The organism is Marinobacter zhanjiangensis, assembly GCF_014651935.1.
In the GTDB taxonomy this organism is placed as follows: domain Bacteria; phylum Pseudomonadota; class Gammaproteobacteria; order Pseudomonadales; family Oleiphilaceae; genus Marinobacter; species Marinobacter zhanjiangensis.
On sequence record NZ_BMXV01000007.1, the window covers coordinates 116,835 to 137,435 of the forward strand.

Consider the following 20,601-nt stretch of genomic DNA (forward strand, 5'->3'; position numbering starts at 1 on the left):
AGGGGATATGGACTACATTGGGCCAATCAGCACTGCTGTAATGGCGATTGTCTGGATTATCTATTTTCAGGTTTTCTACATTCAGTACAAGCGTAATAACCGTCCCTATCTCGTCATCCACCATGCCCAGAACGAAAACCCGGATGCCCTTTGCCTGTTGGTCAATATGGGAAAGGAAACGGTGCATGTGCAATGTGTCCAGGTGGTGATCTTCACCCGGGCAGGAGAAGAGCGTGTGATGACCGTTACCGAGTACCGCCGGGTTGGCGCGGATGACCGCAGCATCCATCAGATACTGCGCCAGGGGCCCCTGAGCCCCGGTGGTTACCTGGTGCTGGGGTCATTCCGCAATATCGTGCTGGGGCGCCGTAGTGAAGATGACGAAGCCGGGCACCTGTTCGAGGACATTACCGATATCGAGCTTCGCGCTGCCTTCATTCACGGCCCCAGCTGGTCGCCGGTGGGCGTTCGCCGTCATTTCGTGCTGGAGCACAGTGGCCAGGGGGCCCGGGTATTTCCCCGCAACATCTACAGTGAGCAGCTTACCCGGCGCAAGGATCGCTCAGAGGTCCGGCAGTGGGTGGAGTCTGAGCTCCGGCCGGAGCGTGAGGGCAGCGATGAGTCGGAGAACTCCGATCAGACACAATAGCCGTTCGGGCAACATGCAGGACAAGGGCCCACTTTGCCTGACATAATGCCGCATTGTTCCCTCTGATCAGATTTTCCATGACTGACCTTTCTGACCCCAAAACAGCTCGTGAACTCAAGGGTGGTACCGGCCTTCGCCGCATGATTAATGCGGTTGGCTATTCCGTGCAAGGCTTTCGGGCTGCTTTCCGCACCGAGCCGGCATTCCGTCAACTGGCGTTGTTGAACATGGTGCTCCTGCCAATAGCACTGTGGGTGGATGTCTCGCCTGCCGAACGTGCCATTCTGATGGTCACGCCGCTGCTGTCCCTGACAATCGAGTTGATCAATTCATCCATTGAGCACGTGGTGGATCGTATTTCCCTGGAGCTGCATCCGTTATCCAAATCGGCCAAGGACATGGGCAGCGCAGCGCAGTTCATGGGGCTGGTCATCATTGCTGTCTGCTGGGGCGTCATCCTGATCTGAAATCGTGCGTCCGAGATTGGGCGCAAGGGTTCTCGACAGCTCCGCGGAAGGGTGTCCAGACCCGGCTTGCGAGCAGGGCTTCAGGGTAACTGGTAAGTAAAAAGTGGCATTGCGCTTTTTGGCGGAATAAGGTTAGCTGTCTACCTTTTGGGAGGTGGTCCTTGTCGCATTTTCGCCTGGCATTGTTACTTGGTATGACCGTCGCTCTGGGGCCGCTTGCCCTGGATGCCTACCTGCCTGCGTTTCCCGATATTGCTGCCAACCTGGGTGTGGAACTTGGGGATGTGGGGCTTACCCTGAGCGCCTATGTGGGGGCCCTGGGCCTTGCGCAACTGGTCGGTGGCCCTCTGTCGGATCGCTATGGTCGTCAGATTATCCTGCTCGGTGGCCTGCTGGTTTTCGGTGTGGCTGCTTTCATGGTGGCCCGCGCCAGCACCCTGGATAACATGTTGTTGTGGCGTGTCATCCAGGGTATCGGCGGGGCCTTCTGCGCCGTCTCGGTACCGGCCATCGTGCGCGACAATACCAATGGCCAGGAGGCGGCAAGACTGTTCGGGCTCATTGGCCTGATCATGTTTATTGCCCCGGCCGCCGCACCCTCCATCGGGGTCCTGTTGCTGTCAATGGGTGACTGGCATGCCATCTTCCTGATGCTGACCGGCTACGCGGTATTCCTTGGCATTGTTCTGAAGATGCTGCTGTTTCGTCGGCTACCGCCTCACCAGCCTGTCACCACACCGGTCAGCAGTCTGGTAACCAATTACGGTAGGGTGCTCAGGCACCGGACTACCATGCGCTTCGTGGGCATCCAGGTATTGTGCTTCAGTGCCATGCTGGTGTTTATCACCCACGCTTCGTTTATTTACCAGCAGTGGTTCGGGCTTTCCAACGCCCATTTCTCCGCGTTGTTCGCCGCCAATGTCGGCATGATGGCCCTGCTCAATCTGCTGAACCGCCGCTTGCTGTTAACCTTCTCCTCCACGTTACTGCTTCGTATCGGGGTTCTGGCGCAGTTTGCGGCCATGGTAGCACTGGTTATTTGTGCCTGGCTGGCTGTCCCCTACTGGGCGGTAGCTGCCTGCATCGTTGTGGCGGTGGGCTGCATGGGGGCGATCATCCCCAACAACATGGCCAATGCCCTGGAGTACTTTCCTCACCTGGGAGGCACGGCCTCTGCAATGCTGGGGGCTACCCAGTTTACCGGTGCCGGTATTATCAGTGCCCTGTCTGCCACCTACGCCGGCGATACGCTGTTACCCATTACGCTGATCATGGCTATCTGCTCCCTCGGGGCAGTCATGCTGGCTGTAGGCGCCCCGGGGGCAGTGACCCGTGAGGCGGCGCTGGAGCGCTGATATTACGGTGTTCCCTGCTGGCCAGTCGTCGCCAGGGGCTTTCAGGTATGTGGCTCCAGGCCTGCCAGCGTCTGTGATATTCCTTATACCGAGCGGGCCGCAGAGTTAACAGAACCTGATAAACTGCGATAGTAATTTCATGAAAACGCCGGAAGGAGGCAATATCATGGCCAGAAAACGGGCGATGCCCACACAGGAAAGCGCGGTCAAACGGGAACTGAAAACCCCGAAATACCAGATGCGGGTGGTTGAAGACAAAACGAAGTATAAGCGCCAGCGGAACAAGAAGCTCCGGGCCGAGGATTTCCGCAAGGCTGCCTGAAGGGTGGTCTTACGGAAATCCTTGGTGGGCCCTTGGCCTTACCGGGTGCGCAATAAGCAGGGAAAAGGTCATTGAGGGATCCTGGCCGCCACAGGGAAATTGCCACTCTGACCGACGCCGACACCCCCCGATTGTCGAAGCTGCTCCTGATTGATTGGAGGGCTGTCCTGCCATTGGCACTTGGTGGTAAAGCCGGCCTATGGCGCCAGCAAGCGGGTACCAGAACCAACAAGGCCCGCACAAGGTGGCCTTGGTCGGAATCCCTGATGTCGTGAACCACCCCCCATGATTTACAAGTTGCAAAGGAGTGCATCCCATGCCGGTCAGGCTGTTTTTCATTGTCGTTGCCATTTGCTTTTCCTCCGTCGCTGCTGCCCAGGTCTATAAGTGGACCGATGAGAATGGCGTGGTTCATTACGATGAAGACAAACCAGATGCCCGGCACCAGCAATTCCGCTTCCAGGGCTATAACGAAATCGAGAGCAGTGGCAATGCCCGGGTAAGAAGCTCTATGGAAACCATGGAGCGTGAACGTGCTCAGGCTGCGAGGCAAGCCGAGCAGGAGACACATGAGGGCGGGCGTCAGCGGTCATCTGCGAAAAGAGAGGCCCGGGAGTTAGCTGAACGGTGTGATCGCTACGTTGAGCGAATTGATCATATCGACAGCAGGCTGCGTGCCGGGGGTTATTCCAGCAGCACGGGCAATCGACTGCGCGCCGAGCGAAGGGAGCTGTTTGGTCAGCGAGCCCGCGAGTGTTTGAGGAACTGATTTTCCCGCCGGCCTGAAACAACAAAGCCCGCACAAGGGCGGGCTTTGTCATTGAATCTGATGGTGCCCGGAGGCGGAATCGAACCACCGACACACGGATTTTCAATCCGTTGCTCTACCGACTGAGCTATCCGGGCAAGTTGCGGTACTGCTCTGCAACGGGGCGCTATTAAACCGGTTTAGGGTGGTTGAGTCAAGGCCGCCACGGAAAAAATTGCCGGGGGCTTTCCGTGTGGTTAAACCTTGATCAGCCAGCGTTATTTCTCCGGGGGTACGTAGCCTTCGGCCTTGTCGAACGGCTCGTTGTTGAAGAAGCGTTCCATCTGCGCCTGCAGATACTTGCGGGTGTTCGGGTCCATCAGGCTCAGGTGCTTTTCGTTGATCAGCATGGTCTGCTGGGCCTGCCATTCCTCCCAGGCCTGTTTCGAGATGTTCTCGTAGATGTCCTGGCCTTTCGCGCCGGGCATCGGGGGGAACTGGAGGCCTTCCATTTCTTTCTGGTACTTGCGGCAGAAAACGGTGCGGCTCATGGGGGCTCCTATGCGGTATGGGTGCCTGAATGTCTCAATTGACCGGGATGATAACAGATCAGAGCAGGGCAGCCTGCCCGGGACTGCTGAGTAGCGTGCGGATCGGCGCCGGCAGGCCAAGGTCGAGAGCGGTCTCCCGGTGCAGCCAGCGCTGGTCGGCGTCGTCCCGGACCATGTTGGTGTCCGCAACATGGAGCCGGGCGGGCTGGATGTGCAGATGGTAATGGCTGAAGGTGTGGCGAAAACCGCTGATCAGGTCCGGTTCGCTGCAGTCGAGTCCGAACTGTTGTTCGCAGGCATCCTGTAGCTCATCGGGGCCAAAGGCCGGGTCCAGTTCCGGCAGGCTCCACAAGCCGCCCCAGATGCCGCTGGGTGGCCGCCGTTCCAGCAGGATACGGCCGTCGTGGTCTTCCAGGATGACCATCCAGGTGGTTTTTTCCGGTTTTTCCTTTTTGGGCTTGCGACCGGGATAGAGGTGAATTTCGCCGTTGGCATAGGCCGTGCAGCCATCCCTGACCGGGCAATGCTCGCAGTCCGGGCGGCTACGGGTGCAGACCATGGCGCCCAGGTCCATGATCGCCTGGGTGTAGTCCCGTGCCCGTGCATCCGGCGTGTGTTCCTCGGCACGCTGCCATAAGGCGTTCAGCGTGGCGGTCTGTCCCGGCCAGCCGGGGATGGCGTGGTAGCGCGCCAGTACCCGCTTGACGTTGCCGTCGAGAATGGCCGCACGGCAATCCCATGCCTGGGCGATGATGGCAGCGGCGGTCGATCGACCGATACCCGGCAGGGATTCCAGGGCATCCTGTTGCCGAGGGAATTCGCCGCCATGGTCTTCCATCACCCGGATGGCCGCCTTTTGCAGATTGCGTGCCCGGGCGTAGTAACCAAGCCCGGACCAGTGTCCGAGCACGTCATCCACCGGCGCTTCCGCCAGCTCCCTGACGGTGGGAAACCGCTCCATGAAGGCCCGGAAATAGGGGATGACGGTCGTCACCTGGGTCTGCTGAAGCATGATCTCCGAAACCCAGACACGGTAGGGTGAACGATCCTGGTGCCACGGCAGGTCATGCCTGCCGTGACGGTCGTACCATTGCAGAAGACGGTCGGCGAAGCGGTCGCTCATCGGTTGAGCAGGCCGCGAAGGGCGTCCTTCACCTTGTCGCCGTCTTCTCCCTGCAGGCGTTCATCGATTTTCTCGCGGGCCTTCTCTTCAACCCTCTCACGTGCACGGTCGGTTTCTTCCTGCACCTTGGCGCGGGCTGCGTTTGCGGCAATGTCCTTGAGCGTGTCGCGGAAGCGGGAGCCATCGAAGGAGCAGATTCCCGCAGGATCCTCGGCAAAATTGCCCCGGCATTCCACGGGAATAACGACATTCTCCACGTATTCCGTCACCCGGCAGGCTTCATCGCGATGGATCTCGCCGACGATGCGCAGGCCAGCCTCGTAGTCGATTTCAGAGGCGGCCATGTCCACGGTGCCATTGCCTTCCAGGCGCATGCCGGCCAGAGCTGCCACCAGGCTGGTGTTGTTCAGGGTGTTGCCGTTGATGTCGAGGGTGCCCTGCATGTCGTTGAACGGCGTTGTCTGCCCCCAGTCGTCGGTTGTCAACTCCTCCTGATTGACCAGTGCAATTCCCCGGCAGGCCATGCGCGTAAGGTTCATGCGGGTGAACTGGCCTTCCGCCAGGTTGAAGGTGACTTCGCCGTCGGCGCTCTCGCGCAGTATCGAGATACGGTTGCCCCGGGTGTTGGCGTTGATATTGACGTTTGCGGCACCGGCCAGCATGTCCAGTTCCGCCAGGTCCTGCAGCAGGGGCTGGGTTTCGACATCGGAAACCCGGGCTTGCAGGCGCCAGGTGGGGTCGTCGGAACGTGCGTCGATATTGACGTCGGACTGGAAGCCGCCGCCGTAAAGGTTGCCGCTGAAATTACTGAGGCTTAACTGTCCACCGGACGCATCAATGGCCGTATTGATGTTGGTGATGGTCAGGTTGCTGATAATCAGCTCGCCCAGACCCAGATCGATGTCCAGATCGAGGCCGCGCAACGTCTCCAGGGGCAGAAGGTCGCCCTCTGCGCCAGCCGTTGCCGGTGCATCGCCGGAGGATTCCTGGCTGCCTTCCTCTGCGGGCGGCGGCAGATAGCGGTCGGCATTCAGTGCATCGCCATCAAGCTGGAAGGAGAAGGCGCCGCTCTCGATGTTGTACCGCGCTCCGCCGGTGAATGTGGTGTCATCCAGCACCATCTTCAGTTCGGACAACTCTGCCACACCGGCCGGACCGGTCAGCTTGGTGCTCAGCGACAGGCTGTTGAGCACCTCCGGATCGGTGGTCTGGATTTCTTCCGCCCCCAGGGTGCTCATCAGCTCCCGTAGTGAAAACTCTGCCACTTCAAGGTTGCCGGAGACCTGGGGTTGCGCACCGAAACCTTCCACGTTCAGGTTGGTGGTGATCTCCAGGTTGGCCAGTGTGGCCCGGAAGTCTTCCAGGCTGGCAGTCTCGTTTTCAAGGTTGGCGGTTGCACTACCATTAATGCGGGCCTGAATGGTTTTGTCGTCAAAGGGTTCGCCTGATAGCCCGAACTTGGCATCCAGCCCACTGACGGCGAACTGGTTGAGGGCCTCGTTAGCGGTCAGGCGCATGGTGATATCGCCGTCCACACCCATGTTTGGCTGACTGGTGTTCACCAGGAAGCCCACCTCCAGCGGGAACTCGGAGCCCAGAGCAATCTGGCTGGCCAGTACGCGGAAGTTCTGGAGCACAATGGACTGCCCGGTGGCCTGATCCTCATACTGCACACTGGCATCGGTGATCCGGACTTCCTCCACGGCAAAGGCGAGCACATCGCTGGCAGGCTCACCGTCTTCGTCAGTCTGCTGCTCGGCCGCGTCATCGGCTGTCGGCGTCTCCCCTTCGGGCAGGATGCGGGTCCAGTTGCCGGTACCGTCCTCGGACACGACAAGGCGGGCATCAAGTCCATCGAGCACAAAGGTATGCACCTGCGGCGACATGCTGATCAGCGACCAGAAGTCGACCCGGGCGACCAGCTGTCGGAGGGCGACAAAGCGCTCGCCCTCGAGAGTTGCTTCCACCTCATTCAGCTCCAGCCCGAGGGGGAAGATGGACCAGCTGATGTCACCGGACAACTCGAGGTCCAGGTTTGTCTTCTGTTCGACTACCCGTTCAATTTGCGGTTTGTAGGTGTTCGGATCAATCGCGAAGATGGCGATCGCGACAGCAGCCGCCGCCAGAACGATCAGGCCGATTACGGTGAAAATAACGTAGCGAACAGCTTTCATGACAAGAGGGTCCTTTCAGGTTACAACCTTTTCCGAAAGAGGCGGTGCCTGCTCGGCCAGCCTACTATCCAAGCCTAACGCACAGATTACAAAATAAAAGCGCCCCAAGTATGACAAAATGGCAGGGTTTCGCCACAATAGAGTGCTTACCGGCAGCCTATAACAAATGGCCGGAAGACCGCTGATTGAAGGAGACAGGCGTGGCTTTTACCGTATCCATTGAAATGAATCGAGAGATCGAGCTGGCCGCTTCCTATGACGAGGCTTTTGCGCTGCTGTCTGACGTGCCGCGTTCCGTCAGCCATTTCCCCAAGGTCGACAAGCTGGTGGACCTGGGTGACAACGCCTACCGCTGGGAAATGGACAAGATCGGCGTCGACAAGTACTCCATCCAGACTGCCTACGCCTGCAAATACCACGCGGACAAGGAAACCGGCAAAGTGACCTGGGAGCCGGTGAAAGGTGAGGGCAATGGCCTGGTCCGGGGCAGCTGGACGCTGACCGCCGTGGACGACAACACCACTCGCGCCCGGTTCCATACCTCGGCGGAACTGACATTGCCACTGCCGGGGCTGCTCAAGCTGGCCATCAGCCCGGTGGTGAAGCACGAGTTCAACGGGCTGGTGGACACCTACATGAACAATCTGAAAAAGGCGTTCTGAAACGATGGCTGCTATCGCCACCATAGCCCTGAAAACAGGACGCGACGGTGACGAACAGGTATAATCATCACCCGATTTTAACGCTTGCTTGTCAATTTCCGGAGTTTTCATGGCCAATCGCAAGGCTCGGGTAGAGCGCAACACCCTCGAAACCCAGATTACCGTCGAGATCGACCTGGACGGTACCGGCAAATCCAGTTTCGACACTGGAGTGCCCTTCCTGGAACACATGATGGACCAGATCGCCCGCCATGGCCTGGTAGACCTGACCATCAAGTCCACCGGCGATCTCCACATCGACGACCACCACACCGTGGAAGATGTTGGCATCACCCTGGGTCAGGCTTTCAAACAGGCCGTGGGCGACAAGAAAGGCATCCGCCGCTACGGCCATGCCTACGTGCCCCTGGATGAGGCCCTGTCACGTGTTGTAATCGACCTGTCCGGCCGCCCGGGCCTGATCATGGATGTACCCTACACCCGCGCCTCCGTGGGCGGTTTCGACGTCGACCTGTTCGCGGAATTCTTCCAGGGCTTCGTCAACCACTCCATGGTCACGCTGCACATCGACAACCTGAAGGGCAAGAACACCCACCACCAGATCGAAACCGTGTTCAAGGCCTTCGGTCGCGCCCTGCGCATGGCCATCGAAATGGACGAGCGCATGGCAGGCATTACACCGTCTACCAAAGGGTCGCTGTAAGCGGCCCTGACTATTTGCAGGACAGCTCCCCATCATGAATACCGTTGCCATCATTGACTACGGCATGGGAAACCTCCATTCCGCCCGCAAGGCCGTGGAGCATGTTGCCCCGGATACCCGGGTGCTGGTCACCGACAACGCCGACCAGATCCGCGAGGCGGACCGGGTCATCCTCCCTGGCGTGGGCGCCATCCGCGACTGCATGGCCGAAATGCAACGCCTGGGCGTGGATGAACTGGTTCGCGAAGTCTCTGTTGACCGCCCGTTCCTGGGCATCTGCGTGGGCATGCAGGCACTGATGTCCCGCAGTGAAGAAAACGGCGGCGTCGACTGCATCAACCTGTTCGGCTCACAGGTACGCTTCTTCGGCGACAACCTCACTGAAAACGGTGAACGCCTGAAAGTCCCCCACATGGGCTGGAACCAGGTCTGGCAGACCGTCGATCATCCTCTGTGGCACGACATCGACGACGGTGACCGCTTCTACTTCGTGCACAGTTACTATGCCGAATCCGCTGGCAATGAAGCTATCGCGGGCCGCACCCATTACGGTGTCGACCTTGCAGCTGCGGTTGCCAGAGATAATATCTTTGCTGTCCAGTTCCACCCGGAGAAAAGTGCCCGGGCGGGACTGCAGCTGCTGAAAAACTTTACCAACTGGTCTGGAAGCTGATCCGGTCGCCAGGCGGGCACCGTCAAAGGTAGTGATCTGGTGGGTGGTAGCCCTTTCCGGGCTCTTCAAAAACAGGGACGTTTTTGAAGAGCCTACAGGGATGTATCCACGGCGTGTCCCGGAAAGGGCTACCACCTGCCAGAGCACGGGCGGCAGGCACCAGGATTAACCAGCCAGAGCAAAAAGGACACGAAACCGATGCTAATTATCCCCGCTATCGACCTCAAAGACGGCAAATGCGTACGCCTGCGCCAGGGCAAGATGGACGACTCCACCGAATACGGTGACGACCCCGTCGCCATGGCCGACCGCTGGGTCGACGCCGGCGCCCGCCGCCTGCACCTGGTTGACCTCAATGGCGCCTTCGCCGGCGAACCCGTCAACGGCGAAATCGTCCGCGCCATCGCCACCAAATACCCCAACCTGCCGATCCAGATCGGCGGCGGCATCCGCTCCGCGGAAACCATCGAAGCCTACCTCAAGGCCGGCGTGGAATGGGTCATCATCGGCACCAAAGCCGTCAAGGAACCCGATTTCGTCACCGACATGTGCAAACAGTTCCCCGGCCACATCATCGTTGGCCTCGATGCCAAAGACGGCCGCGTAGCCACCGACGGCTGGGCCGAAGTCTCCGAAGTCATGGCAACCGATCTGGCCAAACGCTTCGCCAGCGACGGCGTTGAAGCCATCGTCTACACCGACATCAGCCGTGATGGCATGATGCAGGGCGTCAACGTAGAGGCCACCGCCGCCGTAGCGGAAGCGGGTGGCATACCTGTGATCGCCTCCGGCGGCGTTACCAACATGGACGACCTCAAGCGCCTGGCCGCCGTGGCCGACCAAGGCATACTCGGTGCCATCACCGGTCGTGCCATCTACGAAGGTACGCTGGATGTATCCGAAGCCCAGGCCTATTGCGACAACCTGAACAAAGCCTGAGGAGGCCCAGTGTCCCTTAACACAAGTTTGTCGACTGTCAGAGCCCGCCATGCCCCTCAGGCCAAGGCGCGGCTCGCCGGTAAGGGTGGCTCCCTTGCCAAGAGACGCAACACCGGCCCGAGGGGCATGGCGGGCTCCCGCAGGGCGGGCCTGTGCGAGCGTTGTGCGTCGTTGCACTCGCTTGAATTGGCTAAGGCCAGTCCTGCACTGGGAGTCTGCGCGGCAGAAAGTCGCACCGCTGCGACCGTCCCACTTTGGCCCCTTTTGATCGCTCATTTTCGTTACGTAGAACCACTATGCGCCTCAAATGACCGTCAAAATGGACTCAAAGTGGGACGCTCTCGCTTGGCGCGATTTCTACCGCGCAGACTCCTGGCTCAACGCTCGCACAGGCTCGCTGACAATCGAAAAACTTATGTTAAGGGACACTAGTATGGCACTGGCAAAACGCATCATCCCCTGCCTCGATGTGGACAAGGGCCGCGTGGTCAAGGGCGTCAACTTTGTTGATATCCGGGATGCCGGTGACCCGGTGGAAGTGGCCCGAAAATATAACGAGCAGGGTGCTGACGAAATCACCTTCCTGGACATCACCGCCAGCCATGAAAGCCGTGACACCACCTATGAAACCGTGGAACGCATGGCGGCAGAGGTGTTTATTCCCCTGACCGTAGGCGGTGGTGTGCGCACCGTCGACGATATCCGCAAACTGCTTAATGCCGGCGCGGACAAGGTCTCCATCAACACCGCCGCGGTATTCAATCCTGAATTCGTGAAAGAAGCCGCCGAACGCTTCGGCAGCCAGTGCATCGTGGTGGCCATCGACGCCAAGCAGGCGAATGCCGAAGGCGAGGCGCCCCGCTGGGAAATCTTCACCCACGGTGGCCGTAAGCCCACCGGTCTGGATGCCGTGGAGTGGGCCCGCAAGATGGTCGCCATGGGTGCCGGGGAACTGCTGGTCACCAGTATGGACCGGGACGGCACCAAGGTCGGCTTTGACCTGGGCCTGACCCGTGCGATCAGTGATGCTGTGGTGGTGCCAGTAATCGCCTCAGGCGGGGTGGGGGAGCTTCAGCATCTGGCCGACGGGGTGACGGAAGGTGGAGCCGACGCGGTTCTGGCAGCCTCCATTTTCCACTTCGGTCAGCACACCATTCCCGAAGCCAAGGCCTTCATGAAGGCGCAGGGGATTGAAGTTCGTGAGTAAGAGGTTTTTAGCCACGGAATCCACGGAAGGACACGGAAAAGACATTTTTAGCCACGAAATCCACTAAAATTACTTAATAAAAGATACTTGTTTACGGACACTTACGGACCTGAACGGACAGCCCTTGGCGGGCCTGTTAAAGAGAGTAGAAGTTTTCAATTTTTCTTTTCGTGGGTTTAGTGGATTTCGTGGCAATGTTTTTATTCCGTGTGCTTCCGTGTCTTCCGTGGCCAATCATCTTTTGGACGATCTTACCGACCAGCAGCCGACAGCCAGTCAGTCTTCGGCGTTACGGGCCACCGCCGGCGAAATCTCCCGCTTTTCTCCTTCCGCAAACATCCTCCGGTTACCATTTCGCATGGCCCAGACCGCGCTGACGGTGGCTACGGCGATGCCCTGCTCATCCAGCTCGGGCAGGGCTTTCTCGAGGTAGTCGACGGTGATCGTATGGGGATGGCCGATAGCGATAGCGGTGCCGTTTTCCCTGGCCTTACGGATCAGTTGCCGGAACTGCTGGTGTAAATATTCTTCCGTTTGTTCGTGGTCCAGGAACACATCGCGGGTCAGCGTGGGTACCTGCTTTTCTTCCGCCGTCCGCCCGGCCACGGTGGTGGCTATGGTACGGCTGTCCACGAAATACAGTGGATAGTGTTCCAGTTCTTCCATGATCCAGGTCATGGGCTCCGGCATTTGCGTCAGCAGGCTGCCCATATGATTGTTGACACCCTTTACGTGGGGGATGGCGCGGATGGCCCGGCGAAGGGTGCTGGTCAGGGTCAGCCGGTCCATATCAACGGTCAGGCCGCCGGCTCCCAGGCCGATGTGACGGGTGTTGTCCATGGGCGCATGCAGCATCACTTCCTTGTGATTGCGGTGGGCGCTGGTGGCCAGCTCCGTGGTGTGGCGGCGGTAGGGCAGGAAGGCCAGGGTAAGCGGCTGCTCCAGCTGGATCAGGCGCCTGCCTTCAACCGCATTGGCGCCCATGTCGTCAATGATGATCGCAATGGTGGGCTGAAGGCCTTCCCCGGCATGGCCGACCGGGGCAGGCGGGTCACCCAGGGCCATAAACGGGGCACTCAAAAGAAAAACGAGTGTGGTTATCGTGGTGCCCGGCTTCACTCCGTATTGGCTCCCTGTTTCTGGTCCTTTTTGCTGAGGATGCCCATGCCCTTGAGCAGGTTCAGTGCTGACCGAAGCTGGTAATCACGGTCCACTTCGGTATTACGCTGCCTTTCCCTGTTCTCGGGGCGGATATCCCCCTCGCCATTTTCCAGGTGGCCGCTCAGGCTGGCTTCGCTGAAGAAGGGGCCGCCTTCCAGCTCGGTCAGGGTGGCCGGGCGCACGACAATGTCTGGCTCGATACCCCGGGCCTGGATGGAACGACCATCCGGGGTGTAGTAGCGGGCGGTGGTCATCTTGATGGCGTGGGTCTCATCCAGCGGGATCACGGTTTGCACCGAGCCTTTGCCGAACGAGCGGGTACCCATGACCACGGCGCGTTCATGATCCTGCAGGGCGCCGGCCAGGATCTCCGAGGCCGATGCGGAGCCGCCGTTAATCAGAACTACCACCGGCGTGCCGTTGGAGACATCCCCGGCCTTGGCATTGAATCGCAACCGGGAGCTCTGGATGCGCCCCTCGGTATAGACAATCAGGCCGTCGTCCAGCAAGGCATCGGATGTGGCAACAGCAGCTTGCAGGATACCCCCGGGGTTGTTGCGCACATCAATGATCAGGCCGTCCAGGTCGCCATCGCTTTCTGCCATCAGGTTCTCGATGGCGCTGACGAACTGCTCGCCGGTTTCGTCCTGGAACTGGGTGATGCGCACATAGCCATAACCGGGCTCCAGCATGCGGGACTTGATGCTGGTAACCTTGATCACGGCCCGCTCCACGTCAATCTCGATGGGGGCGCTTTCGCCGTCTCGCATGATGGTCAGGGTCAGCGTGGTGCCGGCTTCGCCCCTCATGCGGGTGACGGCATCCTGTAGCGTCATGCCCTTGACCGGCTCGTCGCCCAGTTTGATGATCAGATCGCCGGCCTGAACGCCGGCACGGTCGGCCGGGGTGTCGTCTATGGGGGCAATCACCTTGACGAAGCCATCTTCCATGCCGACTTCAATGCCCAGGCCGCCAAACTCCCCGGTGGTGGTTTCCTCCAGCTCCGAAAAGGCTTCGGGCTCCAGGTAGGCGGAGTGCGGATCCAGGCCGGAAAGCATGCCCTTGATGGCGCTCTCCAGCAGCTCGCGGTCGGATACGTCTTCCACATAGGCATCCTTGATGCGGCTGAACACTTCCGTGAACTTGCGCAGGTCATCCAGAGGCAGTGCCCCTTCGTCACTACCAGACAGGCCGGCGTGGGGCGATACAGCCTCGGTCGGCTGTGGTTCCTGGGCAGTGGCGGTCGCACCGTAGAGGCAGGTGAGTGCCAGCAAACCGCCAAGGAAAGTGGTTTTACAGCTATGGATAACCCGTTTCATTCAGTGTTCCTGTTCGGATTCATGAGTACTGGTGTCAGTGTGCCTTAACAAAAGTTTGTCGACTGTCAGAGCCCGCCATGCTCCTCAGGCCAAGGCGCGACTCGCCGGTAAGGGTGGTTCCCTTGCCAAGAGGCGCAACACCGGCCTGAGGGGCATGGCGGGCTCCCGAAGGGCGAGCCTGTGTGAACGTTGGGCTGTGTTGCACTCGCTTGAATTGGCCCACCAGTCCTGCACTCGTGCGCCTTGCCCAACGTTCACACAGGCTCGCTGACAATCGACAAACTTTTGTTAAGTCACACTAGTATGGCGTTCCCCGAACCTTTTGTCAGCCATGGGCTGGCAACGGTTGCGGGGGTACTACCGCCGCTGCAGCCAGCCTATGGGGTTCTGGGGTTTGCCGTTGTGACGCAGTTCAAAATACACCGCCGGATCCTCGGTGCCGCCGGTGCGACCAGCCAGGGCGATGGTTTCCCCGGCGCGTACCCAGTCCCCGGGGCTGGTCAGCAGGCTTGAGCTGTGACCGTACAGGGTCATGTAGCCTTCACCATGGTCGATAATGGTGAGCATGCCGAAGCCTCGCAACCAGTTGGCGAATACCACGCGACCATAGTGGACGGCATGCACTTCCGCTTCTTCGCCGGTGTTCAGCAATATGCCGTTACGGCGCAGGTGTCCTTGCGCCATGGACCCACCGAAGGCTGCGACCAGCTTGCCCTGAGCGGGCCAGCCGAGCTGCCCCTGGCGCTGGTTGAAAGGCTGGGTCTCGGTCGGTGAGGGAATGCTGGCAATGGCTTCCTCCACTTCCTGCAGAAGCTTTTCCAGCCGGTCCCGGTCGGCTTCCAGGGTGCTGCGTTCATCACGCCGCTCACTGATATCCTGCTCTAACGCGGCCAGCGCCTGCTCCCGGTTGGCTTTCTGGGTTTTCAGGGCCTGCTGGCGTTCGTTTACCTGTTCTTGCAGGCGCACGACCTCTGCCTGCGCCTGGAGTTTCTGCTGTCGTGTGGCCTTGAGTTCGGCAAGGGTTTCGTTGAAGGTTTCCAGGCGCCGGAGATTGTCGCCGCTCAGGTACTCGTAGTAGGTCATGGTGCGGGCAATTTCTTCCGGATTGGCCTCATTCAGCAGTACCTTGACGGCGGGTGCCCTGCCTTCCATCCAGGCACCCCGGAGCTGTTGCTTGAGCGCGGAGCGCTGCTGTTGCAGGTTGTCGTCCAGTTCCTTTTCGGCCTGCTCCAGTTGCTCCAGTTCCCGGGCCTGCTGCTGGCGCTGCTCGCGGAGTTCACGGCGCTCACGGGTCAGGCGGCTGATTTCCCGTTCGGCGTTCGCCAGGGTCTGCTCCAGTTCGCTGCGGTCTTCCTCGGCATCCTCCAGCCAGCGGTCGATCTCGGCAATTTCTTCCCTGAGGGCTTCCACCTGCGCCGGCGTGACCTGTTCCTGGGCGTTGGCCATGGCCCCGGTGGCCAGCAAAAACGCCACGAGCACCAGCCGGACTTTCCCGGCGGCGCTTGTGGCGTGCTGTTGTCTGGCATTCCTGGCCATGGTGTGCAGCATCCGGGTGCGATCAGTCCTGGCTGATATCGACCAGGCTGTGCCCGGTCATTTCCGCCGGCTGCTCCAGCCCCATCAGGGTCAGCAGGGATGGGGCGACATCGCTCAGACTGCCATCATCCTTCAGGCTGACCGTGCGGTTGCCGACGTAGACCAGGGGCACCGGCCCGGTCGTATGGGCCGTATGCACCTGGCCGGAGGCCGGGTCGGTCATCTGTTCGCAGTTGCCATGATCGGCGGTGATCAGGGCTTCGCCGCCGACCTCGTCCAGAGCCTCCGCAATGCGACCGATGCACTGGTCGACACACTCTGCTGCCTCGATGGCGGCATCCAGCTTGCCGGTATGGCCCACCATGTCGCCGTTGGCGTAGTTGCAGATGACCAGGTCGTACTTGCCGCTCCTGATGGCTTCCACCAGCTTGTCGGTCACCTCGGGGGCGCTCATTTCCGGCTGCAGGTCATAGGTGGCGACCTTGGGGGAAGGTACCAGGATACGATCCTCACCCTCGAAAGGGGGCTCCAGGCCACCGTTGAAGAAGAAGGTCACGTGGGCGTACTTCTCGGTCTCGGCGATGCGCAGCTGGGTCTTGCCCAGATTGGAGACGTATTCGCCCAGGCCGTTCTTGAGCTGCTCCGGCGGGTAGGCGCAGGACGTATCAATGTCTGCCGCGTACTCGGTGAGCATCACGAAATCCGCCAGCTTCGGGTGTTTGCGGCGCTCGAAACCGTCGAAGTCGTCCTCCACGAAGGCGCGGGTCATTTCACGGGCCCGGTCGGCGCGGAAGTTCATGAATAGCACGGTGTCGCCGTCATTGATGGTCGCGTCGTCCTCGCCGGCGCCCTGAATTCGCGTCGCCTTGACGAATTCGTCGTTCTCACCCCGTTCGTAGGCCTCGTCAATGGCGGTCAGCGGGTCTGGCGCGGTGAAACCGGCTTCACCCAGGGTCAGCAGGTTATAGGCTTCCTCCACACGGTCCCAGCGGTTGTCCCGGTCCATGGCGAAGTAGCGGCCGACAATGGAGGCCACGCGGCCAACGCCAAGGGACTTCATTTTTTTGGCAGCTTTCTCCAGTGACGGGCGTGCACTGCGCGGCGGCATGTCGCGACCGTCGAGGAAGGCGTGCAGATAAACCCGCCTGGCTCCCTTGCTGGCAGCCAGTTCGGCTGCGGCCAGAATGTGCTCCTCATGGGCGTGTACGCCACCTGGCGACATCAGGCCCATCAGGTGGATGGCGCCATCGTTGGTCACGGCCTTGTCGATCGCGGCACACAGCACCGGGTTCTCGTTGAAGGTGCCGTCTTTGAGGTCCTTGTCGATGCGGGTCAGGCTCTGGTAAACCACCCGGCCGGCACCAAGGTTCATATGGCCGACTTCCGAGTTGCCCATCTGCCCGGAGGGCAGCCCAACAAACATCCCTGAGGTGTTGATCAGCGTTTTGGGGCATTCCGCCCAGGCCTTGTCCCAGAATGGCGTGTTGGCCTTGCTGATGGCGTTGTCGTCGGCCGGGTCACGGTGACCCCAGCCGTCCAGTATGATCAGTGCCGTCGTCTTGCGAGTGCTGGTCATTACTCTGTCCGGTGTGGTTATGGGTGCCGCCGGCAGGCCTGCGAGCTCCGGCAGGGACCATTGTCAGCGGCTCCCGGGAATTTGAAGCTGAATTCTAACCCGAATAGGGTGGGTCGGGCTATGGAGGTCACCTTCTGTCCCCGGCAGAGGGTGTGTATAATCCGCCCAAATTATTATTTCGGGACAGGTTCATGGAACGGTTGTTTGACTTCGTTGTAAATCATTACATTCTGGTATCCATTTTTGTCGCTCTGCTGGCGGCGCTGTTCCTGCTGGAAAGCCGGCGCGGGGGCAAGAAGGTGTCAGCTCAGGAGGCTGTGAACCTGATCAACCGGGATGAGGCCGTGGTGGTGGACATTCGGGAGCGTAAGGAATTCAATGAGGGGCGTATTACCGGCTCCATTCACATTCCCCTGAATGCCATCAAGGAGCGTGCCGGTGAACTGAAGAAACATCAGGACAAAACCGTTATCGTGGTCGACAAGATGGGCCAGCACGCCGCCATGGCCGTGAAGCAGTTGAACGCCGAGGGCTACGATAACGTGGTTCGCCTGAACGGCGGCATCGGTGACTGGAAGGCGGCGAGCCTTCCCCTGGTGAAGAAATAACAAGTCTCTGAGTGCCACCTGGGGCGCCAGGCGTTGCCCAGGGGCCAAACAACGCTTACCGAACACAAATAAGGAAAGATCATGGCTGAGAACGATCAGCAGGCCGCCGGCAGCGGCGAGAACGCAAACCAGAACCAGCCGCAGTTTGCACTGCAGCGCATTTATGTGAAGGACCTGTCGTTCGAGTCCCCGAATGCTCCGGACATGTTCCAGCAGCAGTGGAAACCGTCCGTCAACATGGACCTGAACACCTCCCACAACAAGGTCAGCGAGACCCAGTACGAAGTGGTGCTGTCCATCACGCTGACCGCCAAGGTTGAGGAGAAGGTCGCCTACATTGTTGAGATCCAGCAGGCCGGCGTCTTCCTGCTCAACGGCTTTCCCGAAAAGCAGGTGCCGCCGATGCTGGGCGCCTATTGCCCGAACCTGCTGTTCCCCTATGCCCGCGAAACCATCGACAACATCGTCACCAAGGGCAGCTTCCCGGCCCTGATGCTGGCGCCGGTGAACTTCGACGCCATCTTTGCCCAGGCGGTGAAGCGCAAGCAGCAGGAGCAAGGGCAACAGGGCGCAGAGGCGCCGGAAGGTCAGCAGACTCACTGAGCGCCTTTCCCGCTAAAACAAAAAAACCGGCTTCGGCCGGTTTTTTTGTGTCTGTTTCCTCCACTTTTCCATCTATCTTCCTGCACCCCTATCCTCCTGCGCCCCGGATCCTTGGCGAATGATTCTATTTCCGTAATCAGAATATCTATCATTATAATTAATATTGACATTTGACTAGATAAAAATGAGAATCGTTCTCGTCTTTTTCTTGTCGGGAGATTCTGAGTGGTCAATGTCGTAAGTCGAAGTGTGCTGGCGGTAGCGGTTCTGGGGTCTGTGGTGGGAGAGGTCGCAGCGCAGACGCGGTACCTGGATGAGGTGGTCGTCACCGGGACCCGTAGCGAACGAACGGTTCTGGATACCCCCGTTCGAACCGAGGTCGTCACATCGGAGGAAATCGAGAGGACGCATGCCCGGGATCTGCGGGAGGCGCTGGCCAATGTGGCCGGCCTGCAGCTCAAGAAAATTCACGGCAAGTCCGGTTACGAAGTCTGGCTGCAGGGGCTGGAGGCAAACCAGACCCTGGTGCTGGTGGACGGCAAGCCGCTGAATGCGACTACGGGGTCGTCGGTGGATGTCAGCCAGCTTTCCATCCTGGAAATAGACCGGATCGAAATCGTCAAGGGTGCGGTGTCCGCCCAGTACGGCAGCTCTGGCATGGGTGGCGTTATCAACGTGATCACGCGCCCGATAACCCCGGGCTGGCGAGCCAGGCTGGGAGCAGACGCGGGCTCCTACGGCTCCGACAACCCTTCAGACGAGCGTTTCCAGCCATCCCGACACACCGGCACCGCCAGCGCGGAGACCGGGAATGAGATCTGGGGCATTCGTGTTGCTGCGGAAGTCCGTCATACCGACGGTATCGACCCGGAACCGGAGAGCTGGACCCGGCCCGGCAACGAGATCGATCGCCGTGATGTCCATGGCCGCCTCCAGTGGACACCGAACGAGGCCCATCGACTTACCCTGGAGGGCCAGACTTTTACGGAATCCTCCGAAGCCCGTTTCATGAGCACTGGCCAGCGGCATGGCAAGGACGAGGATGTGGATCGCTGGCGGGTTTCCCTGTCCGGCGACCATGACCTGACCGGACGACTGGAAGGCAGCTGGTTTGCCGTCCATGAAGATCTTACCGACGACACCAACAAATACACCGCTGCTGCCCACTACGACGATCGCGATGCCGACATGTCGCTGTCCCAGCTTTCCGGGGAGCTGGGCACCTGGCTCGGCTCCAGTCAGCGACTGCAGGGCGGTGTCGATATTCGCCGGGACACCCTGAGCCAGGTCAAGGATGGTACGCCGGAAGTAGACGGAGAGCGGGAAGGCTACGAACTCTGGACCCAGCATACCTGGATGCCTTCGGACGTGGTGGAAATCGTGACCGGCATCCGGGGGCAGAACGATTCCGATTTTGGCAATCACGTCGCGCCCAAGATCAATGCCCGCTTTGATTTCGGAGACGGCACAGGTCTGGACAGCTATGTCCGTGCCGGGGTCGGGGCCGGCTACCGGGTGCCCAACCTGAAGGAGCGTTTCTACCTCTTTGATCACAGCCAGCTGGGATATGTGGTGAAAGGCAATCCGGACGTTGAGGCGGAAGAATCCGTCAGCTATCAGCTTGGTCTGGGCACTCACTACGAGAAACGACTCTGGGTTGAGGGCAATGCCTTCTTCAACGACATCGATGACCTGATTGCGACGGAATACGCCGGGATGGACAACGGGGTCTCGGTCTACCGCTACGGCAACGTCAACGAAGCCCGCACCTGGGGGCTCGAAACCACGGCGGGCTGGGAGATTTCCGAAGGGTGGCGGATGACCGCCGGCTATACCTGGCTACAGACCGAGGACCGGGCGACCGGGCTTGACCTGAACCGACGCCCCCAACACCAGGCCAATCTGGCTCTGGACGGGCAGACCGGTGTGGACGGCCTGTCCTGGCTGGTCCGGGTGCGGGGGCAGGGCTCCGAATATGTGGACGCGGCGCTGGATATGAAAACCCCCGGCTATACCACTGCCGATCTCAAGCTCAACTACCTGCCTTCCGACTGGCTCACTCTTTACGGCGGTGTCGACAACATCACCGATGTTCAGCGGGACTTTGACAACGCTGACGAAGATTTCAGGCCGGTGGGCGGCCGTTACGTTTACCTCGGTTTCTCCATGTCCTTCGATGGCATGTGAGCGGACCGATTCCACTGAACCTTTCAGAAGAGACAAGG

General features: G+C 59.9%; 20 protein-coding genes and 1 tRNA gene. 13 read left to right on the forward strand and 8 right to left on the reverse strand.

Annotated features, from left to right (window positions below; genetic code table 11):
* Positions 1-7: 7 nt before the first annotated feature.
* The 5 genes from IE079_RS14945 (at position 8) to IE079_RS14965 (ending at position 3,562) form a co-directional block, all read left to right on the forward strand.
* Positions 8-649, forward strand: coding sequence for a hypothetical protein (locus IE079_RS14945; protein WP_189577594.1), 642 nt, complete (start codon positions 8-10; stop codon positions 647-649).
* A 77-nt stretch (positions 650-726) separates the two neighbouring features.
* The gene (locus IE079_RS14950) at positions 727-1,116 is read left to right on the forward strand and encodes a diacylglycerol kinase (protein ID WP_189577595.1); all 390 of its coding nucleotides are present in this window, start codon (positions 727-729) and stop codon (positions 1,114-1,116) included.
* Between the two features lie 161 nt (positions 1,117-1,277).
* Positions 1,278-2,471 (forward strand): multidrug effflux MFS transporter, encoded by a 1,194-nt coding sequence (locus tag IE079_RS14955; RefSeq protein WP_189577596.1) that lies wholly within the window; start codon positions 1,278-1,280, stop codon positions 2,469-2,471.
* A 166-nt stretch (positions 2,472-2,637) separates the two neighbouring features.
* Positions 2,638-2,793, forward strand: a complete 156-nt coding sequence (locus tag IE079_RS14960; protein WP_189577597.1) for a hypothetical protein — start codon at positions 2,638-2,640, stop codon at positions 2,791-2,793.
* A 316-nt stretch (positions 2,794-3,109) separates the two neighbouring features.
* Positions 3,110-3,562, forward strand: coding sequence for a DUF4124 domain-containing protein (locus tag IE079_RS14965; RefSeq protein WP_189577598.1), 453 nt, complete (start codon positions 3,110-3,112; stop codon positions 3,560-3,562).
* A 61-nt stretch (positions 3,563-3,623) separates the two neighbouring features.
* Here IE079_RS14965 and IE079_RS14970 read toward each other — a convergent pair.
* From IE079_RS14970 to IE079_RS14985, 4 genes are all read right to left on the reverse strand, one after another.
* Positions 3,624-3,699 (reverse strand) — tRNA-Phe (locus IE079_RS14970).
* Between the two features lie 120 nt (positions 3,700-3,819).
* Entirely contained in the window at positions 3,820-4,092 is a 273-nt protein-coding gene (locus IE079_RS14975) for an oxidative damage protection protein (protein ID WP_189577599.1), read from the reverse strand.
* 58 nt (positions 4,093-4,150) lie between these two features.
* The gene (mutY, locus tag IE079_RS14980) at positions 4,151-5,215 is read right to left on the reverse strand and encodes an A/G-specific adenine glycosylase (protein ID WP_189577600.1); all 1,065 of its coding nucleotides are present in this window, start codon (positions 5,213-5,215) and stop codon (positions 4,151-4,153) included.
* Positions 5,212-7,389, reverse strand: coding sequence for an AsmA family protein (locus IE079_RS14985; protein WP_189577601.1), 2,178 nt, complete (start codon positions 7,387-7,389; stop codon positions 5,212-5,214). Before IE079_RS14985 ends, mutY begins: the two co-directional genes overlap by 4 nt.
* Positions 7,390-7,589: 200 nt before the next feature.
* Here IE079_RS14985 and IE079_RS14990 point away from each other — a divergent pair, with 200 nt between their 5' ends.
* The 5 genes from IE079_RS14990 to hisF all read left to right on the forward strand — a co-directional run bounded on the left by IE079_RS14990 (position 7,590) and on the right by hisF (position 11,573).
* Positions 7,590-8,051 carry an SRPBCC family protein gene (locus IE079_RS14990; protein WP_189577602.1) on the forward strand — a complete coding sequence of 154 codons (462 nt, stop codon included), beginning with the start codon at positions 7,590-7,592 and terminating at the stop codon, positions 8,049-8,051.
* A gap of 109 nt (positions 8,052-8,160) precedes the next feature.
* Entirely contained in the window at positions 8,161-8,754 is a 594-nt protein-coding gene (gene hisB / locus IE079_RS14995) for an imidazoleglycerol-phosphate dehydratase HisB (RefSeq protein WP_189577603.1), read from the forward strand.
* A gap of 34 nt (positions 8,755-8,788) precedes the next feature.
* Positions 8,789-9,427 (forward strand): imidazole glycerol phosphate synthase subunit HisH, encoded by a 639-nt coding sequence (hisH, locus tag IE079_RS15000; protein WP_189577604.1) that lies wholly within the window; start codon positions 8,789-8,791, stop codon positions 9,425-9,427.
* 198 nt (positions 9,428-9,625) lie between these two features.
* Positions 9,626-10,366 (forward strand): 1-(5-phosphoribosyl)-5-[(5-phosphoribosylamino)methylideneamino]imidazole-4-carboxamide isomerase, encoded by a 741-nt coding sequence (hisA, locus tag IE079_RS15005; protein WP_189577605.1) that lies wholly within the window; start codon positions 9,626-9,628, stop codon positions 10,364-10,366.
* Positions 10,367-10,799: 433 nt separating this feature from the next.
* Entirely contained in the window at positions 10,800-11,573 is a 774-nt protein-coding gene (hisF, locus tag IE079_RS15010; RefSeq protein WP_189577606.1) for an imidazole glycerol phosphate synthase subunit HisF, read from the forward strand.
* Between the two features lie 276 nt (positions 11,574-11,849).
* Here the strand turns inward: hisF and IE079_RS15015 are convergent, their stop codons facing one another.
* The 4 genes from IE079_RS15015 to gpmI form a co-directional block, all read right to left on the reverse strand.
* Positions 11,850-12,638 carry a divergent polysaccharide deacetylase family protein gene (locus IE079_RS15015; RefSeq protein ID WP_189577715.1) on the reverse strand — a complete coding sequence of 263 codons (789 nt, stop codon included), beginning with the start codon at positions 12,636-12,638 and terminating at the stop codon, positions 11,850-11,852.
* Between the two features lie 50 nt (positions 12,639-12,688).
* Positions 12,689-14,053, reverse strand: coding sequence for a S41 family peptidase (locus IE079_RS15020; protein ID WP_189577607.1), 1,365 nt, complete (start codon positions 14,051-14,053; stop codon positions 12,689-12,691).
* 357 nt (positions 14,054-14,410) lie between these two features.
* On the reverse strand, positions 14,411-15,601 hold the full coding sequence (locus tag IE079_RS15025) for a murein hydrolase activator EnvC family protein (RefSeq protein WP_227712532.1): 1,191 nt from the start codon (positions 15,599-15,601) through the stop codon (positions 14,411-14,413).
* A 10-nt stretch (positions 15,602-15,611) separates the two neighbouring features.
* A complete protein-coding gene (gene gpmI, locus IE079_RS15030; RefSeq protein ID WP_189577608.1) occupies positions 15,612-17,165 on the reverse strand; it encodes a 2,3-bisphosphoglycerate-independent phosphoglycerate mutase in 1,554 nt (517 codons plus the stop codon).
* A 191-nt stretch (positions 17,166-17,356) separates the two neighbouring features.
* Between gpmI and IE079_RS15035 the strand changes: the two genes are divergently transcribed.
* The 3 genes from IE079_RS15035 to IE079_RS15045 all read left to right on the forward strand — a co-directional run bounded on the left by IE079_RS15035 (position 17,357) and on the right by IE079_RS15045 (position 20,563).
* Positions 17,357-17,773: a rhodanese-like domain-containing protein gene (locus IE079_RS15035; RefSeq protein ID WP_189577609.1), complete on the forward strand. Its 417-nt coding sequence runs from the start codon at positions 17,357-17,359 to the stop codon at positions 17,771-17,773.
* 81 nt (positions 17,774-17,854) lie between these two features.
* Entirely contained in the window at positions 17,855-18,376 is a 522-nt protein-coding gene (gene secB, locus IE079_RS15040) for a protein-export chaperone SecB (RefSeq protein WP_189577610.1), read from the forward strand.
* Positions 18,377-18,601: 225 nt separating this feature from the next.
* On the forward strand, positions 18,602-20,563 hold the full coding sequence (locus IE079_RS15045; protein ID WP_189577611.1) for a TonB-dependent receptor plug domain-containing protein: 1,962 nt from the start codon (positions 18,602-18,604) through the stop codon (positions 20,561-20,563).
* The last annotated feature ends 38 nt before the right edge of the window (positions 20,564-20,601 follow it).